This window comes from Psychrobacter sp. JCM 18903 (assembly GCF_000586475.1).
Classification (GTDB): Bacteria; Pseudomonadota; Gammaproteobacteria; order Pseudomonadales; family Moraxellaceae; genus Psychrobacter.
In genome coordinates, this window is record NZ_BAWJ01000010.1 from 18,833 (window position 1) to 35,275 (window position 16,443).

At 42.9% G+C, this 16,443-nt stretch carries 18 protein-coding genes and 1 tRNA gene; 13 read left to right on the top strand and 6 right to left on the bottom strand.

Features of this window, described 5'->3' with window-relative positions; genetic code table 11:
- The first annotated feature begins 5 nt into the window (after positions 1 to 5).
- The 8 genes from TT12_RS08375 to TT12_RS19105 all read left to right on the top strand — a co-directional run bounded on the left by TT12_RS08375 (position 6) and on the right by TT12_RS19105 (position 7,867).
- The gene (locus tag TT12_RS08375) at positions 6 to 1,136 is read left to right on the top strand and encodes an FAD:protein FMN transferase (protein WP_227679016.1); all 1,131 of its coding nucleotides are present in this window, start codon (positions 6 to 8) and stop codon (positions 1,134 to 1,136) included.
- A 153-nt stretch (positions 1,137 to 1,289) separates the two neighbouring features.
- Positions 1,290 to 1,535 (top strand): (Na+)-NQR maturation NqrM, encoded by a 246-nt coding sequence (gene nqrM, locus TT12_RS08380; RefSeq protein ID WP_045453840.1) that lies wholly within the window; start codon positions 1,290 to 1,292, stop codon positions 1,533 to 1,535.
- Between the two features lie 394 nt (positions 1,536 to 1,929).
- Positions 1,930 to 3,225, top strand: coding sequence for an MFS transporter (locus TT12_RS08385; protein ID WP_045453843.1), 1,296 nt, complete (start codon positions 1,930 to 1,932; stop codon positions 3,223 to 3,225).
- A gap of 87 nt (positions 3,226 to 3,312) precedes the next feature.
- Positions 3,313 to 4,137: an arylesterase gene (locus TT12_RS08390; RefSeq protein WP_045453846.1), complete on the top strand. Its 825-nt coding sequence runs from the start codon at positions 3,313 to 3,315 to the stop codon at positions 4,135 to 4,137.
- Between the two features lie 12 nt (positions 4,138 to 4,149).
- The gene (locus TT12_RS08395; RefSeq protein WP_045453849.1) at positions 4,150 to 4,869 is read left to right on the top strand and encodes an ABC transporter ATP-binding protein; all 720 of its coding nucleotides are present in this window, start codon (positions 4,150 to 4,152) and stop codon (positions 4,867 to 4,869) included.
- Positions 4,870 to 4,888: 19 nt separating this feature from the next.
- Positions 4,889 to 7,147: an ABC transporter permease gene (locus TT12_RS08400; RefSeq protein ID WP_306304335.1), complete on the top strand. Its 2,259-nt coding sequence runs from the start codon at positions 4,889 to 4,891 to the stop codon at positions 7,145 to 7,147.
- Positions 7,144 to 7,533, top strand: coding sequence for an FtsX-like permease family protein (locus TT12_RS18865; RefSeq protein ID WP_306304336.1), 390 nt, complete (start codon positions 7,144 to 7,146; stop codon positions 7,531 to 7,533). Before TT12_RS08400 ends, TT12_RS18865 begins: the two co-directional genes overlap by 4 nt.
- A gap of 85 nt (positions 7,534 to 7,618) precedes the next feature.
- The gene (locus tag TT12_RS19105) at positions 7,619 to 7,867 is read left to right on the top strand and encodes a hypothetical protein (RefSeq protein WP_227679023.1); all 249 of its coding nucleotides are present in this window, start codon (positions 7,619 to 7,621) and stop codon (positions 7,865 to 7,867) included.
- A gap of 48 nt (positions 7,868 to 7,915) precedes the next feature.
- On the opposite strand, the gene TT12_RS08410 is transcribed toward TT12_RS19105, so the two are convergent.
- The gene (locus TT12_RS08410; protein ID WP_045453854.1) at positions 7,916 to 8,773 is read right to left on the bottom strand and encodes a DUF4760 domain-containing protein; all 858 of its coding nucleotides are present in this window, start codon (positions 8,771 to 8,773) and stop codon (positions 7,916 to 7,918) included.
- Between the two features lie 490 nt (positions 8,774 to 9,263).
- Between TT12_RS08410 and TT12_RS08415 the strand changes: the two genes are divergently transcribed.
- Together TT12_RS08415 and TT12_RS15515 are read left to right on the top strand one after the other, a co-directional pair.
- On the top strand, positions 9,264 to 10,580 hold the full coding sequence (locus TT12_RS08415; RefSeq protein WP_045453857.1) for a valine--pyruvate transaminase: 1,317 nt from the start codon (positions 9,264 to 9,266) through the stop codon (positions 10,578 to 10,580).
- A 100-nt stretch (positions 10,581 to 10,680) separates the two neighbouring features.
- Entirely contained in the window at positions 10,681 to 11,112 is a 432-nt protein-coding gene (locus tag TT12_RS15515; protein ID WP_201606030.1) for a hypothetical protein, read from the top strand.
- A 3-nt stretch (positions 11,113 to 11,115) separates the two neighbouring features.
- Here TT12_RS15515 and TT12_RS08425 read toward each other — a convergent pair whose 3' ends face one another.
- The 4 genes from TT12_RS08425 to hisB all read right to left on the bottom strand — a co-directional run bounded on the left by TT12_RS08425 (position 11,116) and on the right by hisB (position 14,215).
- Positions 11,116 to 12,249: a hypothetical protein gene (locus TT12_RS08425; RefSeq protein WP_045453860.1), complete on the bottom strand. Its 1,134-nt coding sequence runs from the start codon at positions 12,247 to 12,249 to the stop codon at positions 11,116 to 11,118.
- Between the two features lie 98 nt (positions 12,250 to 12,347).
- Positions 12,348 to 12,722: a hypothetical protein gene (locus TT12_RS08430; protein ID WP_045453863.1), complete on the bottom strand. Its 375-nt coding sequence runs from the start codon at positions 12,720 to 12,722 to the stop codon at positions 12,348 to 12,350.
- 183 nt (positions 12,723 to 12,905) lie between these two features.
- Positions 12,906 to 13,550, bottom strand: coding sequence for an imidazole glycerol phosphate synthase subunit HisH (gene hisH, locus TT12_RS08435; RefSeq protein WP_201606031.1), 645 nt, complete (start codon positions 13,548 to 13,550; stop codon positions 12,906 to 12,908).
- Positions 13,550 to 14,215: an imidazoleglycerol-phosphate dehydratase HisB gene (gene hisB, locus TT12_RS08440; protein ID WP_045453866.1), complete on the bottom strand. Its 666-nt coding sequence runs from the start codon at positions 14,213 to 14,215 to the stop codon at positions 13,550 to 13,552. The genes hisH and hisB overlap by 1 nt, the downstream gene beginning before the upstream one ends.
- Before the next feature lie 400 nt (positions 14,216 to 14,615).
- Here hisB and TT12_RS08445 point away from each other — a divergent pair, with 400 nt between their 5' ends.
- Positions 14,616 to 15,038: a hypothetical protein gene (locus TT12_RS08445; protein ID WP_045453868.1), complete on the top strand. Its 423-nt coding sequence runs from the start codon at positions 14,616 to 14,618 to the stop codon at positions 15,036 to 15,038.
- Between the two features lie 122 nt (positions 15,039 to 15,160).
- Positions 15,161 to 15,236: transfer RNA gene (locus tag TT12_RS08450), tRNA-Phe, on the top strand.
- An 87-nt stretch (positions 15,237 to 15,323) separates the two neighbouring features.
- Here TT12_RS08450 and TT12_RS08455 read toward each other — a convergent pair.
- On the bottom strand, positions 15,324 to 15,692 hold the full coding sequence (locus TT12_RS08455) for a hypothetical protein (RefSeq protein WP_045453870.1): 369 nt from the start codon (positions 15,690 to 15,692) through the stop codon (positions 15,324 to 15,326).
- Positions 15,693 to 15,874: 182 nt separating this feature from the next.
- On the opposite strand from TT12_RS08455, the gene TT12_RS08460 reads away from it, so the two are divergent.
- The gene (locus TT12_RS08460) at positions 15,875 to 16,375 is read left to right on the top strand and encodes a DUF4385 domain-containing protein (RefSeq protein WP_045453872.1); all 501 of its coding nucleotides are present in this window, start codon (positions 15,875 to 15,877) and stop codon (positions 16,373 to 16,375) included.
- The last annotated feature ends 68 nt before the right edge of the window (positions 16,376 to 16,443 follow it).

Sequence of the window (16,443 nt, forward strand, 5' to 3'; positions counted from 1 at the left end):
CAATAATGCAAAAATTATCCCCACTCTCATTGTCTAGAAAATCGATGAAAACTACCTTATTGCCCGTTATGGCTATCAGTGCTGTATTCAGTCTTAGCGCTTGCCAGCAAACGCCAGATTATGACTATCTCAGCGGTGAGACCATGGGAACGAGCTACCATATCAGTTATCAGCTACCTGCGAATACAGATGAAGCGGCCATCCAAGCGTCGATTGATAAGCGCTTGCAGCAAATCAATGACAGTATGTCTACCTATCAAGCAGACTCTACTATCTCTCAGTTCAACCATTTAGGTAAAGACATCCCTCTCACTATCGATGCAGATTTTGCTCACGTACTTGATGTGTCACGAATCGTCTATCAGCAATCTGGTGGCGCCTTTGATCCTACCGTCATGCCATTGGTAGATACTTGGGGCTTTGGTAGCACCATGACCGTTGAGCGCTTGCAAAGTCCACCGACAGCACTTGAGATTGCTCAAGCAAAAGCCTTGGTCGATTTTGAAAGCATTGTACAAAAAGAGCAGAGCATTTATAAAACCAAAGACGGCGTCGGGCTTGATTTCTCAGCAGTTGCTAAAGGTTATGGCGTCGATGTAATCGCCGATGTGCTCAGAGATGACTATCAAATTCGCAACTACATGGTAGAGATAGGGGGTGAAATTGCAACCTCTGGGGTCAATAACCAACAGCAGCCGTGGCAAATTGCGATTGATGCACCTATTGAGGACAGTACGGTCAGCGAGCGTCAGACAATATCAGCGATTCGTCAACCCATCAATACCGATAATCAGATGTATTTGGCAACTTCTGGCAACTATCGTAATTCCGTCATATTCGACGGTCAGCGCTACAGTCATACGATTGATCCAACCACTGGCAAGCCTATCGCGGGCGGTGCACCATCGGTAACCGTTGCAGCAGACTCAGTCGCCTTGGCAGATGCGTGGGCAACTGCCCTCACTGCGATGCCTTATAAAAAAGCCCTTGCGACAGCCAAAGCACAAGATATAGCTGCCTTGTTTGTTGTTTTAGCTGATGATGCAAAGGCGACGGATTCTGATAAGAATACTGACCAGTGGCAAGTGGTACAAACACCAGCAATGCAAGCATTACGTGCTGACAAACAGCCTTAGAACCTAGTCGCAATAGAGCTTAGTCGCAATACTGTAAACGGCTCGATAACCATCAACGAGCCATACAAAAATTTGCTATACTGATCTTGCTATACTATTAAGGTATTACCCTAGTAAATAGCCACACTATTTTTAAAAATCGAGGTTTCCTCTATGCTTAGTCAATTGCTTCCCATGCTTGCCATTACCTTTACCGTATTCGTCCTGTTCTTTATCTTTATGGGTATCGGTTATATGGTCAAAAAGAAGCCGCTTAGAGGATCTTGTGGCGGCGTTGCTAAACTAATGGGTGATGAAAATTGCTCGTTTTGTGGAAATGATCCCAATAAGTGTGATTCAATCGTGGCAGAACAGCAAGAAAATGCCCTTAAAGCCGCTCAGCTAGGCAGACCTGTATAGCTAAATTCTTATAAATACCGCGTCTGTTACCATACGCTGGTAGTATTTACCTAACATCTGTTCTTATAATAGCGTCTAGTCCTTTGCAAGGGACTGGCGCTATTTTTAGTTGTGCCAGCCGCGACGTATCTAGTTAGCATCGCTTCAAGACATTTTGGATATCAATACGGCACGTGCAAGGCCTGTTAATAATAGTAGACTAAATAAATCTAATACCGTATCCAGTTGATAGGCGATTGAAGATAAGCGCGCTTTCAAAATGGTTACTCATATATCTTGTATTCTGCAAGTAATCTCTAGTTCTAATTTACGATTCTAATTAATGATTTTAGTCACCGTCTAGGTGCGTTTTCTTTGGTGTTATTTACAAGCGACGATGCTTCGGCGCTGTTTAATGACGTGTCCTTTTTCTTATTATAATAGTCGTGCTGCTATGTCTACCTCTACTGATGTGCCATTACAGTCTCATTCAGATACGCCGTCACCGTTTGAGCTGCCCTCCTCACGCTTCACTTTTTGGCTCATCTTATGTGCCATGATTTTGCTCGCCACCAATATGCGTGCGCCTATTGTTGCTCTCGGCTCTATTGCCCTTGTCGTACAAGATGCCCTCAATATCTCTGAGACGCAGATTGGTTGGCTAGGAGCAGTGCCCATGCTGACTTTTGCGGTGGGCGCACTGATCGCGCCAGCCATTGGTAAGCGTTTTGGGCTTGAGAATACACTCATTGCGATGATTGCATTATTAACGATTGGTATGATGATTCGTACCGTTATTCCCACTTGGTCTGGGTTTTTGATTGGTACGTTATTGTTGACCCTGGCTATCGGTTTTGCGAATACCTTAGCTGCCCCTGTTATTAAACAGCGTACGCCCAAGCATATTCCACTCATAACAGGGCTATTTAGTCTAACGATGACGGTAACGGCAGGCATCGTCGCTGGAGTTGTACTACCATTATCTGAGCAAGTGGGCTGGCAATGGGCACTGGGTGGGTGGTCGCTATTGGGCATTTTTGCGATCGTTATTTGGATATTTTTGCGGTTGCGTCTGGGTTCGTCTAGTCATCAAGCAATTGTGCCACCTACCTCTGGAGCGTCTGACATCTCCATGTGGCGTACGCCTTTTGCTTGGCAAATTGCGGTATTTATGGGGCTGCAATCATTATTATTTTACACCGTTGCCAGTTTCTTACCTTCTATTTGGGTCAGCAAAGGGCTATCTGCAGTGCAAGCAGGACAAATGGCTTCAGTGTTTCAGTTTATGGCACCTGTCTCTATTTTGAGCCTGACGTGGCTGATCAATCGCGGCCGCCCTATTCAGGCGCTGGCGGTGTTTGCAGCGGTGCTGAATGTTATTGGTATTTTAGGAATCAATTATTTATCTACCGACCTCGCGTGGTTGTGGTCAGGTCTGATGGGCATTGGCTGCTCCGCTATTTTTACCTTGAGTATGATGCTGTTCTCCTTACGTACTTATACGACCAACCAATCTAGTGAGCTGTCTGGTATGGCGCAAGTCGTCGGTTATTTGATTGCCTTTTTTGGTCCCTTAGGGACAGGTTGGCTACATGAAGCGACTGGCAGCTGGGATTTACCCCTATTCATTATGCTCATTTTGATGGTTATCAACGTCGTCATTGCTTGGGTAGTGAGTCGTCCAGTGATGGTCGATGGCAAAAAGCTTTAATATCAAAAACTACAGTAACCTTAGGATAATATTGGTGTCTGTCTTATTTTGCTACACTGGTTTGATTGCTTATAGGACAGAATAATCATGATGAATTTATCCATTCGTTTCGCTCGACACTTACCAACATTGGCTATTTTAACAGCCGTAATGGCGCTCGGTGGTTGCCAAAAACCATCTGAACCTAGCACCGATAATGGCATGCAAAACAGTACTCAAACTGCCGAACCTCAAACGACAAAATCTGAGCAACCGGCAACATCCACTGCACAGCAAGTGCCATTAACGATCTTGGCATTGGGCGACTCCCTGACAGAAGGTCTTGGGGTGGATAAAGATGACAACTATCCTGCTCAGTTAGAAGATCGTCTGCAAGCAATGGGTTACGACAATGCCAAAGTTATCAATTCAGGATTGAGCGGTGAAACCAGCACGGGATTGGTCAATCGCTTAGACTGGGTGTTGCAAACTAAGCCTGATGTGACGATTTTGACTATCGGTGCTAACGATGCCATACGCGGTATCGATGTGGCGACAGTTGAAGCCAATATTCGTACCGCGGTCAAACGTCTAAAGGATAATGGCAGTATCGTCATTTTGGGCGGCATGCAAATCTATGACAACCTTGGCTCTGAGTATGTGAAGTCATTTGCAGCGATATATCCTCGCGTCGCCAAAGACATGAACGTGACGCTGATTCCTTTCTTCTTGGATGGTGTGGGCGGTGATCCTGCGCTCAATCAAGCCGATGCCATTCATCCGACTAAAGAAGGCTACGCAATTATCGTTAATGACAATATCTTGCCTATCCTAGCGCCTAAACTAGAAGCGCTAAAAATAGCCGATGCAGACAACGCAACTGAAAATGCTCAAGATGAAACGACAAAAAATACGATAAATGAGACTACTTAACGAGACACTGTAATGACATCATCACCTTCGATTGCCGCTTCAACGCCACAAGCAGATTATAAAAAAGAAGTCCTACTCACCGCCTCACAATTAAACAAGACCGTGCAAGTCGGCGAGCAAACCCTATCAATCATTAAAGATGTAGATATCTATGTCAATGCTGGCGAGTTTGTGGTCATTATGGGCAAATCAGGCTCAGGTAAATCTACCTTACTAGGATTACTGGCGGCGCTAGATTATCCAGACAGCGGTACGGTGTCGCTAGCAGGTCAAATGCTCAGTAGTCTTGACGAAGATGCTTTGGCGGTGATTCGTCAACGTGATATGGGCTTTGTCTTTCAGTCGTTTCACCTACTGCCAACCTTGACAGTAGCCGAGAACATCGCCTTTCCACTTGATATTGCCAGACGTCCAAACCCAGCACGAGTAGACGAGCTTATTGACGCCGTTGATTTGGGTCATCGACGTCATAGCTTGCCCAATCAGTTGTCAGGTGGTGAACAACAGCGCACAGCGGTGGCACGAGCGCTAGTATCGCATCCAAAGATTGTGTTTGCGGATGAGCCAACAGGCAACCTCGATGAGCAAAATGCCGATCAAGTCATGCAGTTGCTATTGGACTTACGCCAACAGGTTGGTTCAGCACTGGTCGTTGTGACTCATGACCCTGCACTTGCCAAAATGGCAGATCGTGTCATCACCATGCATGATGGGCGGATTGTACCTACATGAATAACTGGATTGTATCTTAATGAATAGTAAGCCCACAGACAATAAACCACCAGCTGATACAAAAAAGACTGATACCAGTATGCGTCAAGAGTCCAGCTATCCTAGCGGTATCCTAAACCAATTATTTACCCGTACCCTAGGTTTTCAAACACTAGGCTCACAGGCACTCAGCCGTAGTTGGTGGCAGCGCTGGGTATATCCGGTATTGTTTCTGCTGACATTAACCCTATCGCTTGCAACTTACCTAACCCTCGATTCTGTGCAGCAGTCTGTCGATCGCTATATCAATGACAATCAGCGCGCGCTCGTTGGTGGCGATTTGATTTTAAACAGTAAACAAGACTGGCCAAGTGAAGTATTGACGCAGGTAGAAACCATCCCCGATACGCAGACGGTGTATGACTATCAGTTTAGCGCCATGCTGGTCAATGATGAGCGAACCTTGCTTGCTAGCATTAAAGCGGTCTCACCGTCGTATCCCTTATACGGTACAGCGGAGCTTGCCTCAGGACAGCCGCTGTGGGAGCAGCTAACCTCTGACAGCGTGATCGTCGCGCCAGAAGTGCTCAGTAGTCTACAGGCCAATGTCGGTGACCGCATTACCATTGGTGATGCGCAGTTCACAATAAGTGATGTATTGACAAAAGAACCTGATCGCCCGCTGACCACCTTTGGGTTTGGTGGGCGTGTCTTAATGCATCAAGACTCACTCCCGTCAACCAACCTATTGGGGCAACGCAGCCGAATAAACTATCGTATTGAGATGGCAGGCGATCCCGAACTGATAACGACGCAGCGTGATGCGCTCACAGAGATACTGACCAACTATCCTGATATCGAGCTCTCTGACGCAGAGTCCGCAGACACTTCGGTCTCGCGTATCTCTGATAATGTACTGATGTTTTTAAAGTTACTGGTCATCGCAGTGTTGCTACTTTCTGCGGTCGCCATGTACGGCGTCATTAGTGCGTTTGTCACCAAGCAGCAGTCACCTAATGCCATTCGCTTGGCATTAGGTGAACCGCTTGGCTCACTCAAGCGCAGCTACTATCAACTGCTTATCGTCACCACTGCCATTGCTTGTGTCGCCGCGATTATACTGAGTCTAGGTTTGCTTAAAATTGGTCAGCCGTATCTGGTGGCTATCTTGCCTGCCGATGTTGGTCTCGCCATCAATCCAATCAGTGCGGTCAAAACCATTGTGATTGCTTTAGTCCTGACGTTGCTGATTGCGCAGCGTGGTTTAAGCGCGCTTAACACCACCAAACCCGCTACCCTACTCAATCAAGGGGCGAGCACCCAGACACAAAACCTGCCTTGGTATCGGCGCGTGCCATTACTATGGTATGGCTTGGTGCTGGCAGGGTTGTATGCCTTCTTTGCTTATGAAGTGGGCTCACTGTCGTTAGGCGCACAGCTATTGGGCGGCTTGATCGGTTTTGTAGCGATATTTTGGCTGCTGGCGCGTGGGTGGCTCTGGCTACTTGCCAAGTTAGCGAGCAATACCAAGGTCAGTTGGATGCAGCGCATTGCTATTCATAACCTTGCGCGTAAAGGTAACCAATCAGCGCTATTCTTTGTCACCTTATCGCTGTCGGTCGCGGTTCTGACGCTTATCACCACCCTCAATCACAGTATCAATGCGCAGTTTATCAATGCTTATCCTGAAGATGCGCCTAATCTGTTTTTACTGGATGTGCAGAGCGATCAACATGACGATATTGATGCGATCATTGAAGCACCCGTCACTTATTATCCCGTCATTCGTGCCCGTGTGGAGACGGCAAATGACGTACCGGCAAAAGATATTGAGCCTGAGGATGGGTTTGATGACCCTACGCGTGTGTTTAATTTGAGCTACGCAGATACGGTCATGGAGACCGAATATATCACTGAGTCGCTCACAGACGACGCGCTATATACCCCTATCGATGCGACAGATGAGCAAGTCAAACCCTTATCTATCTTAGATACTGCCGCCAGTATGCTCAATGTCGGTATGGGCGATAAGGTGCGCTTTAACATTCAAGGTATCGAAATCATCGGGCAAATCACCAGTATTCGCACGCGCTATGAGCGTGGCCCAAGTCCGTATTTTTATTTCCTGTTTGAGCCGTCGGTGCTGTCCGCAGCTCCGCAAATTCAATTTGCTACTGCCCACGTATCAGAGAATGACATTCCAGAACTACAAGGCAAACTGGTACGCGAGTTCCCTGCTGTCACCACGATTGACGCACTGCCATTGCCAAGCAAATCCAAGAGCTGGTTGTACAAATGAGCCGCTTGGTCTATGTGTTTACCTTGCTTGCTCTGCTCACTGGGGTCATGGTGCTGATCAGCTCGCTACTGTCCACCTCACAAGATCGCATGAAAGACAGCGCGTCATTTAGACTACTAGGCATGCAAAAGCGTGACCTATATATGCTCAATATCTTAGAGCTGGGTGTGCTTGGTATTAGCGCGGCGATATTTGCCGTCGTCATCGCTAGCGTTGGCGCATGGGCGGCTATCACTCAATGGTTTAATCTACAGTTTAGTATGCCGTGGGCAAATCTAGCTATGGGTGGTGCAGCATTAGTTGTCTTGCTATTCGCTATTGCCATTATTTATGTGAAACTGGTGATTGGGCGCGGGATTATGGCGAGAGTTAGGGCGATGGTTTAGAAGGTACGCTATGAACTCAAATGACATGATAGTTAGTGATTTTTTGATAAGAATTATTTAACTTTTACCTCTTAGTGAGATCAGCATTGACCAAGCTCATTTTTTGATTTTCAGCCTTGACAGGTTATCAACAATCAAGGAAAACAACGACTTAAAAGGGTTAGCGCCTATTATTAATCAGGCGCTTGAACTCGAAGATATATTGTCTATATTAGTTATTGAAAAGTATCAGCAGGAACTAACACAACTTGAACAGTTATTGGTCAGTCATTTAGATATCGTAGATGATTGTGAAGGCTTGCATGAGTTGTCGAAAATGATAACTTCGATATGAGCTAAAGGGAGTTTCCTAAACTTTGTTTAACTGCTTATAGTCCACTAACTATTCATAATTGTCGTCAATTATTTCTATATTTAGTGAGTGCATTTTAATTGGCTCATTATCCCACTTTCTTGCCAGATACTCTATTTCCTGATAAATAGTCTTCTTACCGCTGATTGCACGAATTCTAAGAATTAATGGGTGAGCATATTGCCAAACTTTCATAAAACTAGAGTAGTGTAAATTTTTAAAAATCTCTTCTTCGAAAGCTTTTACACGTATTCCTAAGGCAACTTGTTCGTAATAGTTTAGTACATAATGAATATCATCTTTTAACTTTTCGTCTTCTAGTATTCTCTTATATCTTTTCTTTTTCTCTTCTTCGACATCTATTTTTCTTTTTTTTTCATTCTTTAGAAAACTTTTGTTTATTTTTATATGCTTAAATATTATAAAATCTTCTTTATGTCTAATTTCTTTAGATATTTCTTCGTCGGATTTATTTTTGTATTCATGATTGTCTAGCTGGCTATAATATTGGGGCAGATCATTTCCCTTAACAAAAATTAAGTTCTTAGTATTTTGCAATCTTTTATTTTCATTGAGTTCTGTCACAAGTTGTATTGTTAATTGTTTTCTACTAGAAGATTTACTACTTTGTATAGACTGATAAGTTAGATATAAACCTATTGTAGCTACAGCCACTAAAACATAGCTAGGGAAGGATCCAAGAACTACTCTATACACACTATCTTGGAAGCTTCGTACCGTCACTTCATCTGAAGCTGATACTACAACATCTGAGTAATTTATCTGATAGTGCCACCACAACCAAATAGCCCCTAGTGTAAACAATACAATAGGGGCTATTATAGGTAATTTGAGTTTTCTTCTTAATTTAACCATCCCATCCTTCATGAGTAACCTTCTTGAACATATCAAATTTTACCATTTGAATTCTCCTAACTAAGTAGAATTGTAAGCTTAATTTCACTTCCGTACTAAGTTGATTTACAGATAAAAAATACACTACGTATATACATAGTACAAAAATTTTATGTACTACAATGTAGAGTTAGTATTAATTTACGTAAATATAAAACGAACATTAGTTTATTTTTCCGCTCTGGCTTATCAATATTCTTAAAGAATATTGATAAGCCAGAGCTTAATTATACACAAATTTATCTTTCTTGTCAATAGATAAATTTCAGAATACACGACAAATTAGAGATAAACAAGACTTTTATAGGATAATTATATCAATAATATGTATAAACTAAACTCTTTTCAATCCACATCTGCCCCTGAACATCTCTCCCCGACCCCCTATCTTTTGCTATACTAGCCCAACTTTTATCAATCAAATTCCTTCTTATCAAACCCTCCCAAACAGCATGGTAGCCTTATGAAATTCTCAAAGTTCGGTCAAAAATTTACCCAGCCAACTGGCATCTCACAATTAATGGACGATCTAGGCGATGCGCTAAAAAGCGATCAGCCAGTCAACATGCTGGGTGGTGGTAACCCTGCCAAAATTGATGCCGTTAATGAGCTATTTTTGGAGACGTATAAAGCACTTGGTAATGACAATGATGCAGGAGAAGCCAATAGCAGCGCGATTATTAGCATGGCGAATTACTCTAATCCACAAGGTGATGCCGCCTTTATCGATGCGTTGGTTGGTTTCTTTAACCGTCATTATGATTGGAATCTAACCTCAGAAAACATTGCCCTGACCAATGGCTCACAGAACGCATTTTTCTATCTTTTTAATCTGTTTGGCGGTGCGTTCAAAGATGAGAAGAACGAATCTGTCGACAAGTCCATTCTACTGCCATTGACCCCTGAGTATATCGGCTATAGCGACGTGCATGTCGAAGGTCAGCATTTCGCAGCCGTATTGCCACATATCGATGAAGTGACTCATGATGGTGAAGAAGGCTTCTTTAAATATCGTGTCGATTTTGACGCATTAGAGAACTTGCCAGCACTAAAAGAAGGCCGTATCGGCGCGATTTGCTGCTCACGCCCGACCAACCCGACTGGCAACGTGCTAACTGATGACGAAATGGCGCATTTGACCGAGATTGCCAAACGTTATGACATACCGCTTATCATCGATAATGCCTACGGTATGCCCTTCCCTAATATCATCTATTCAGACGCGCATTTGACGTGGGATAACAATACGATTCTGTGCTTTAGCCTGTCTAAAATTGGCCTGCCTGGTATGCGTACGGGTATTATCGTTGCCGATGCGAAAGTTATCGAAGCGGTCAGCGCGATGAATGCGGTAGTCAATCTAGCACCAACACGCTTTGGCGCAGCGATTGCTACGCCGTTGGTAAAAAATGACCGTATCAAGCAGTTAGCCGATAATGAGATTAAACCGTTTTATCAAAAGCAGGCAACCCTCGCTGTGAAGCTGTTAAAAGAAGCATTGGGCGATTATTCATTGATGATTCATAAGCCTGAAGGGGCTATATTCTTATGGTTATGGTTTAAAGACTTGCCGATTACCACCGTTGAGCTGTACGAGATTTTAAAAGAAAAAGGCACGCTCATTGTACCAAGTCAGTATTTCTTCCCTGGTGTCGATGTCAGCGATTATCAGCATGCACATGAGTGTATTCGTATGAGTATCGCCGCTGATGAGCAGACGCTGACTGATGGTATTGCAGCGATTGGTGAAGTGGTGCGTGAGTTGTATGATGGTCGGTAGGTTTTGCAAGTGAGCTGAGAATTATAGTTAGATCTAGTGTAAAAGTATTCGAAAGTCTCTACGCCAGTTACAGCCATCACATTATTTTAGGAATAATTAAATGAGACTTATGTTAGCTATAGTCTTACTTCTAATGTCTGGTTGTAGCGCTGTACATTCCGATGACGCCAACTATAAAGTTTTGATTCATGGCAATGAGGAATGCAACTATGACTATGGTGTAGAAGATTTTTGCGACGAATATAATCAAATATCCTATAAAAATACTGACAAGACTGTCAATTTTGATAAAGATAAAGTTTTAGTAGTTCCGAAAGATAACTTTGGTTATTTAGTTGTTATAAACCCAGAAACTCAAATAGCTTATCCTTTTGGATACTTAGTTAATTATAAAAAACTAATTTTTTCTAAAAATTCTAACGAATTCTGTATAGAGGGAGATATCTCCGCTTATCGTGATGAGGATAGTGGATACTTCTGTTTTGAGTTTACTGAAAACAACTTTGAGCGTATTTACGATGCTACTCGCTAGTATCTAGCCTAACAATTGTAAATCTACCTTTATTCTAATATATTGAAAAGTATCATTAAGATCATTAAAGTTGCCGTTTTCTTTCCAGAAGGCGGCGCTATGAGTAACCGCTAAATATAAATAGCCGTCTCTTGCCCAAAATATGTCTTTTGGCTCCTCCATAGGCATCCAATGCATAAAGCCTGCACCCATGATCGGGATGATGTCTGTTCCCTTAATTCTATACAGCTCTAGATCGGTGTATTGCTCATATGGGTTGGTATAGGCTGAGATGATATATTTTTTATTGGGCGAGATATGAGGATAATCTATAAACGTCTGCGTCGTCTCACCCGAATTTTTATCAATCATCTTATAGTCACCGCTTTCCCAGTAACCTCCACTGACCAAATACTGATTTAACGGGGCAATCTGACCTACGTACTCAAAAATCTGATACCCATCATTATCTACATTCTTATCAGTGAACGTTACTACCTTGCCAGCAGTTGGAATGGATATCACCCCATTTCTCTTTTTAATACTTTCATCTTTTGATAAAAAATCAACGGCAAGTGAACGTTTCTTCTCAAACAAAGCCTTATCAATTAGCTCTATTTTTAGGTAATCGTTAAGTGCTTTGCCATTTTCAAAAGTCTCGTAGTCTTCGCCAATGGATAGATATGCTAGTATGTTTAAATCTTTGGACGTTAGCGAGGCAGGTATAGTAGAACCCGTTTGCTCTTTTCTCACAAAGACCTTTTCCCATTTAACAACGTCTGTCTCTACAATGCCATCATTGTCCTCGTCATACTCTCTACGAATTCTGTCTTGCACCGCATACCAGTCCTTTCTATCTTCAATGACTTCTAATTTCTCACCAAATGCATAGCTTTTCACCTTTCGAGCAGCGCCGCTTGGTAACTGACGTGCGATTGCCCCATCTTTTGCCGTCACGTAGACTTGCTTCAATACAGTCGTATCATCGTAGTCAATCTCGATACCATCACGATTGTACTGTGCCAAAAGTGCTGCCGATATGGGTTTGTTTAGGTCAATGATGACATTTTGACTTGCCACTGCTGAATGATAGCTAAACGTCGTTAGGGATAGAATGATAGAAGAAAAAATGTAAGTAGATATTTTAAATGAAGACATAATATGGTCTGCTATATATTTTATATTATAAATTTTACACCATAAAATCCTACTTAAGTTTACTTTTTTGATATCTGAAATAAAATTACTTCAGAATATTAGCGCTGCTTTAACAGTTTAGTAGACGGATTGAATGAACTGAATATCTTCGTCCACTTATTCAATGCATAGAGCACGTAAGGCAGCAGGCACGTATTGATCAAATCACGGAGGCTTGCGACCAGCTGTTCGTGGCTTAAGCCAGCCATGCCTGATGCTTCGATCGTATTTCGATTATCTAAATACTCGCCCAATAAAGCAATGCCCGTCACGACGACTAAAGCCATGAATGATCTGATGCTTTGCTTTTTAATGATAGGACGCAGCACAAGCAGACACAAAAGATAGATGCCGACGCCGACATAGATATGTAAGGCATCTTTGGCAAGTCCAGATACTTCAATAACATTGATTTTAAAAGCGGTAAAATCCACTGAGATATTCCAAATATAAGCAAGTAGAAAACGACTGAGAGTATCACTAAACCATGATGGCTAAACTATAATAACTAAAGAGTGGCAGCTACAAAGTGATGGCTGAGCATAAAAAAGGCAGATTATACAATTGATAATCTACCTTCTGCTAAATTAAATATTCACTTCACGGTTATCAACTACTTACACATCCCACTCAACGAAATTTTTCAACAACTGCAAGCCAGCAGTATGACTTTTTTCTGGGTGAAACTGGGTGGCAAATAAATTATCTTGGATGACACTGGCACAAAACGGTTGACCATAGTCACATATCGCTGCCACTTGTGAGCTATTAGTAGGCTCGCAATAATAGCTATGCACAAAGTAAAAATGCGCGTTGTTTTGAATACCATGCCACAATGGATGGTCAAAATCCATACCGCTAATGGTGTTCCAGCCCATGTGTGGCACTTTGATGGTAGCGCCCTGCTGATCCTTCCACGTAGGGTCAAATGCTTCTACATTACCGTTTAAGATACCCAGACAGTCTGTACCACCATTTTCAGCGGACTGCTCAAACAATGCCTGCATGCCCACACAAATAGCCATAACAGGCTTATTAAACACCGCATGGCGTATGACGTCATCAATCCCTGCTTCATGCATGCCAGCGATACAGTCACGCATCGCACCGACACCGGGGAAGACAATCTTGTCTGCCGCAGCGACAACCTTAGGATCATTGGTGATAGAGACTTCTGCCCCTACCACTGACAAGGCTTTACTGGCGGAATGCAAATTACCCATGCCATAATCTAGTAGGGCAATTTTGGTCACTTTAGCCATTAAAACGCCTCTTTAGTCGATGGCAGAGTATTGAGTGCACGCTCATCATATTCGCACGCCATACGTAGCGCACGAGCAAACGCTTTAAAGGTAGACTCGATTTGGTGATGGCTGTTTTTGCCTTTTAGATTGTCTAAATGCACCGTCATCCAAGAATGGTTCACAAAACCATAAAAGAATTCACTAAACAGGTCAACATCGAAATTACCGACGTGCGAGCGGGTAAAGGGAATGTCCATGTGTAAACCCGGACGTCCTGATAGATCGACGACAGCGCGGGTCAATGCTTCATCAAGCGGCGCATAAAAATGCCCATAACGACGAATGCCTTTTTTGTCACCCAATGCTTTATTAAATGCTTGTCCAAGCGTAATACCAGTATCCTCAACGCTATGATGGTCATCGATAAAGGTATCACCGTTGCATTTAATTTCTAAGTCAAACAAACCGTGACGCTTGATTTGGTCAATCATATGATCCAAAAACGGTACGCCAGTATCTACAACCCCTTGACCCGTACCATCAAGATTGACGGTACAAGTCACTTGGGTCTCAGCAGTAATGCGCTCAACGGTCGCAATACGTTCAGGGCGACCATGTAGATTTAGGTTTTTTGGTGCATTTTGCTCAGGTGTATCAGCAGTCGTCATTGCATTGGCTGTCATGGCTACTCTCTATCAGTTTTTATCAGTGAAAAGCGGTCAATAAATAAGGCGAAACATGTCTAAATATTTTACTAGTGTCTGGGTCAGCGCTAGCAAAAAATGTATTAGAAAATGATATATACAAAAGATATCAAGGTATTAGGGTTTGTACGTACTAAATATCATCTAGCCTCATCATAGCAAACCCTAACATTTACTGCCACGACCAAGCGGTAAACCACGCACAAAATTACCTCATTCTGCTAAAATAGTGTGTTCAGTATTATTAATCATGATTTGCACTGACTTTTAGATATCATATTCTACAGCCTACTTTCTATGACTTTTACCGTGTTATAACTTTGTGCTGTGTCATACTGCTACTTTATACGATAGAAACCCTCTGTTTATAGGAACTGCCATGCCTTTAGAAGCGATCGCCATTAATAGCTTGGATGTACCACTTATCAAAAAACCTGCTCGCGACAATGAGCTATCAGAGCGCTTGCAGGCATTATACGATAGCGATGACGCGCAGCCTGATGGTATCGAGGTATTAAATATCGTTGAGCAAGGTTTTAAGCGTGGTCAGTATCTATACGTCGGTATGTTTAATGATAAACCTATCGCCGCTGTTGGCTGTTTTGATGATGGGCAAACCGATGCCAAGCGTTTGCAATATTTAACGGTGCATCAGCAAAATCGCGGTCGCGCGATCGATGCTAAGTTTATCAAACTGGTCTATGATGCCGAGGTCAAAAAAGGTGTGCGTGAGTTTGTCCCTGCCGATGCAGATATTCATCGTATTATGAGCGAGTATGATTTACTGCGTGTTAAAGATTAAATCGAAAGCAGAAATAGTTAATTTTGCCAATATTTGATTATTTATCGTCTTTTATCTTCTATTATGCAAAAACTACTTGACAGCAACGCCTATATTTAGTTTAATAGCGCCTCAACGAAGACGGCTCGATAGCTCAGTCGGTAGAGCAACGGATTGAAAATCCGTGTGTCGGCAGTTCGAACCTGCCTCGAGCCACCATTCGTTTAAGAATTCTAAAAAGCCCCGAACAGCAATGTTCGGGGCTTTTTTTATGCCTGTATTCCGTTCTGAAATAAGTCTAAAAGCTTATGACAAACGTCTTCTTAATAACACCTCGCAACGTTCACGCGAGTCTAAATCATAAACCGTCGCGCGGTAATCGATACCATGACGCCCTTCAAAAAATATCACTCTATCGCCCACTGCTAAAAAACAAGACGTGCGCGCATCATAAATGAAACCATCAATCACAAACGCCAAATCACGATCTATCTCACGTACCGTATAAGTTTCTCCTTGCGGAATCAACTGCTCAAACCATGCGCTATGGGCAGCATTGATGCTTAATACGCTGATGAGTACCATCACCGATATCATAAATATACTTTTTAAAGACATCGTAACAGTCGAGCCAGCTAGACTGATTCTATTAAGGATGTTTTTATTAACTGTCATAACTTTAACCTACTCAGACCTGCTCAATGATTGATTCTATTCGCCATGCTTCTCATGCTAAACGCTTACTGTCACGGTTGCATAACATTTTTGTGCTGTTTTTTAGACAGCGGCGCTCAGTATACTCGATAGTATTGATAATGATAAATATGACAGATGACGAATACCAATAGGGAAAAGCGATGAGAGCGTTCGATTACGATTTGGATTATAAAAACCTAGATTTGCGCGCGCAGCCCGAGCTGTATCGGGTCGGTCGCGGCGAGCAAGGCGTATTATTGGTAGAGCCGTATAAGTCTGAAATCCTGCCACACTGGCGCTTTGCTACCCCTAATATTGCGCTTGAGAGCAGCGAGACAATTTATCAGATGTTTTTAGATTATCTGGCGGCCGATGACTTTGTCGGTGCAGATATGGCGCGCAAATTTATTCAAATGGGCTATACCCGCGCCCGTCGTTATGCCAATCACAAAGGCGGCAAAAAATATAAAGGGCCAGTGCCCGATGATAAAAAAGGTCAAAGCGGCGCACATGGTCGTGAAGAATTGCCACGACAAATCGAAGACCCAGTCAAAGCAGAGTCGGCGCGCATATTTAAACAAAAATGGGACGAGTGTCGTGAGAACGAAGATTATTTAAGAATGAAAAAGGAACATCGCGAACGTTATAAAGAGGTTGAATAAGCATAAAACATATCAATAAAATATTACCCTCAGCTTGAAAAGATAGAAATATCTATAATGACAGACTG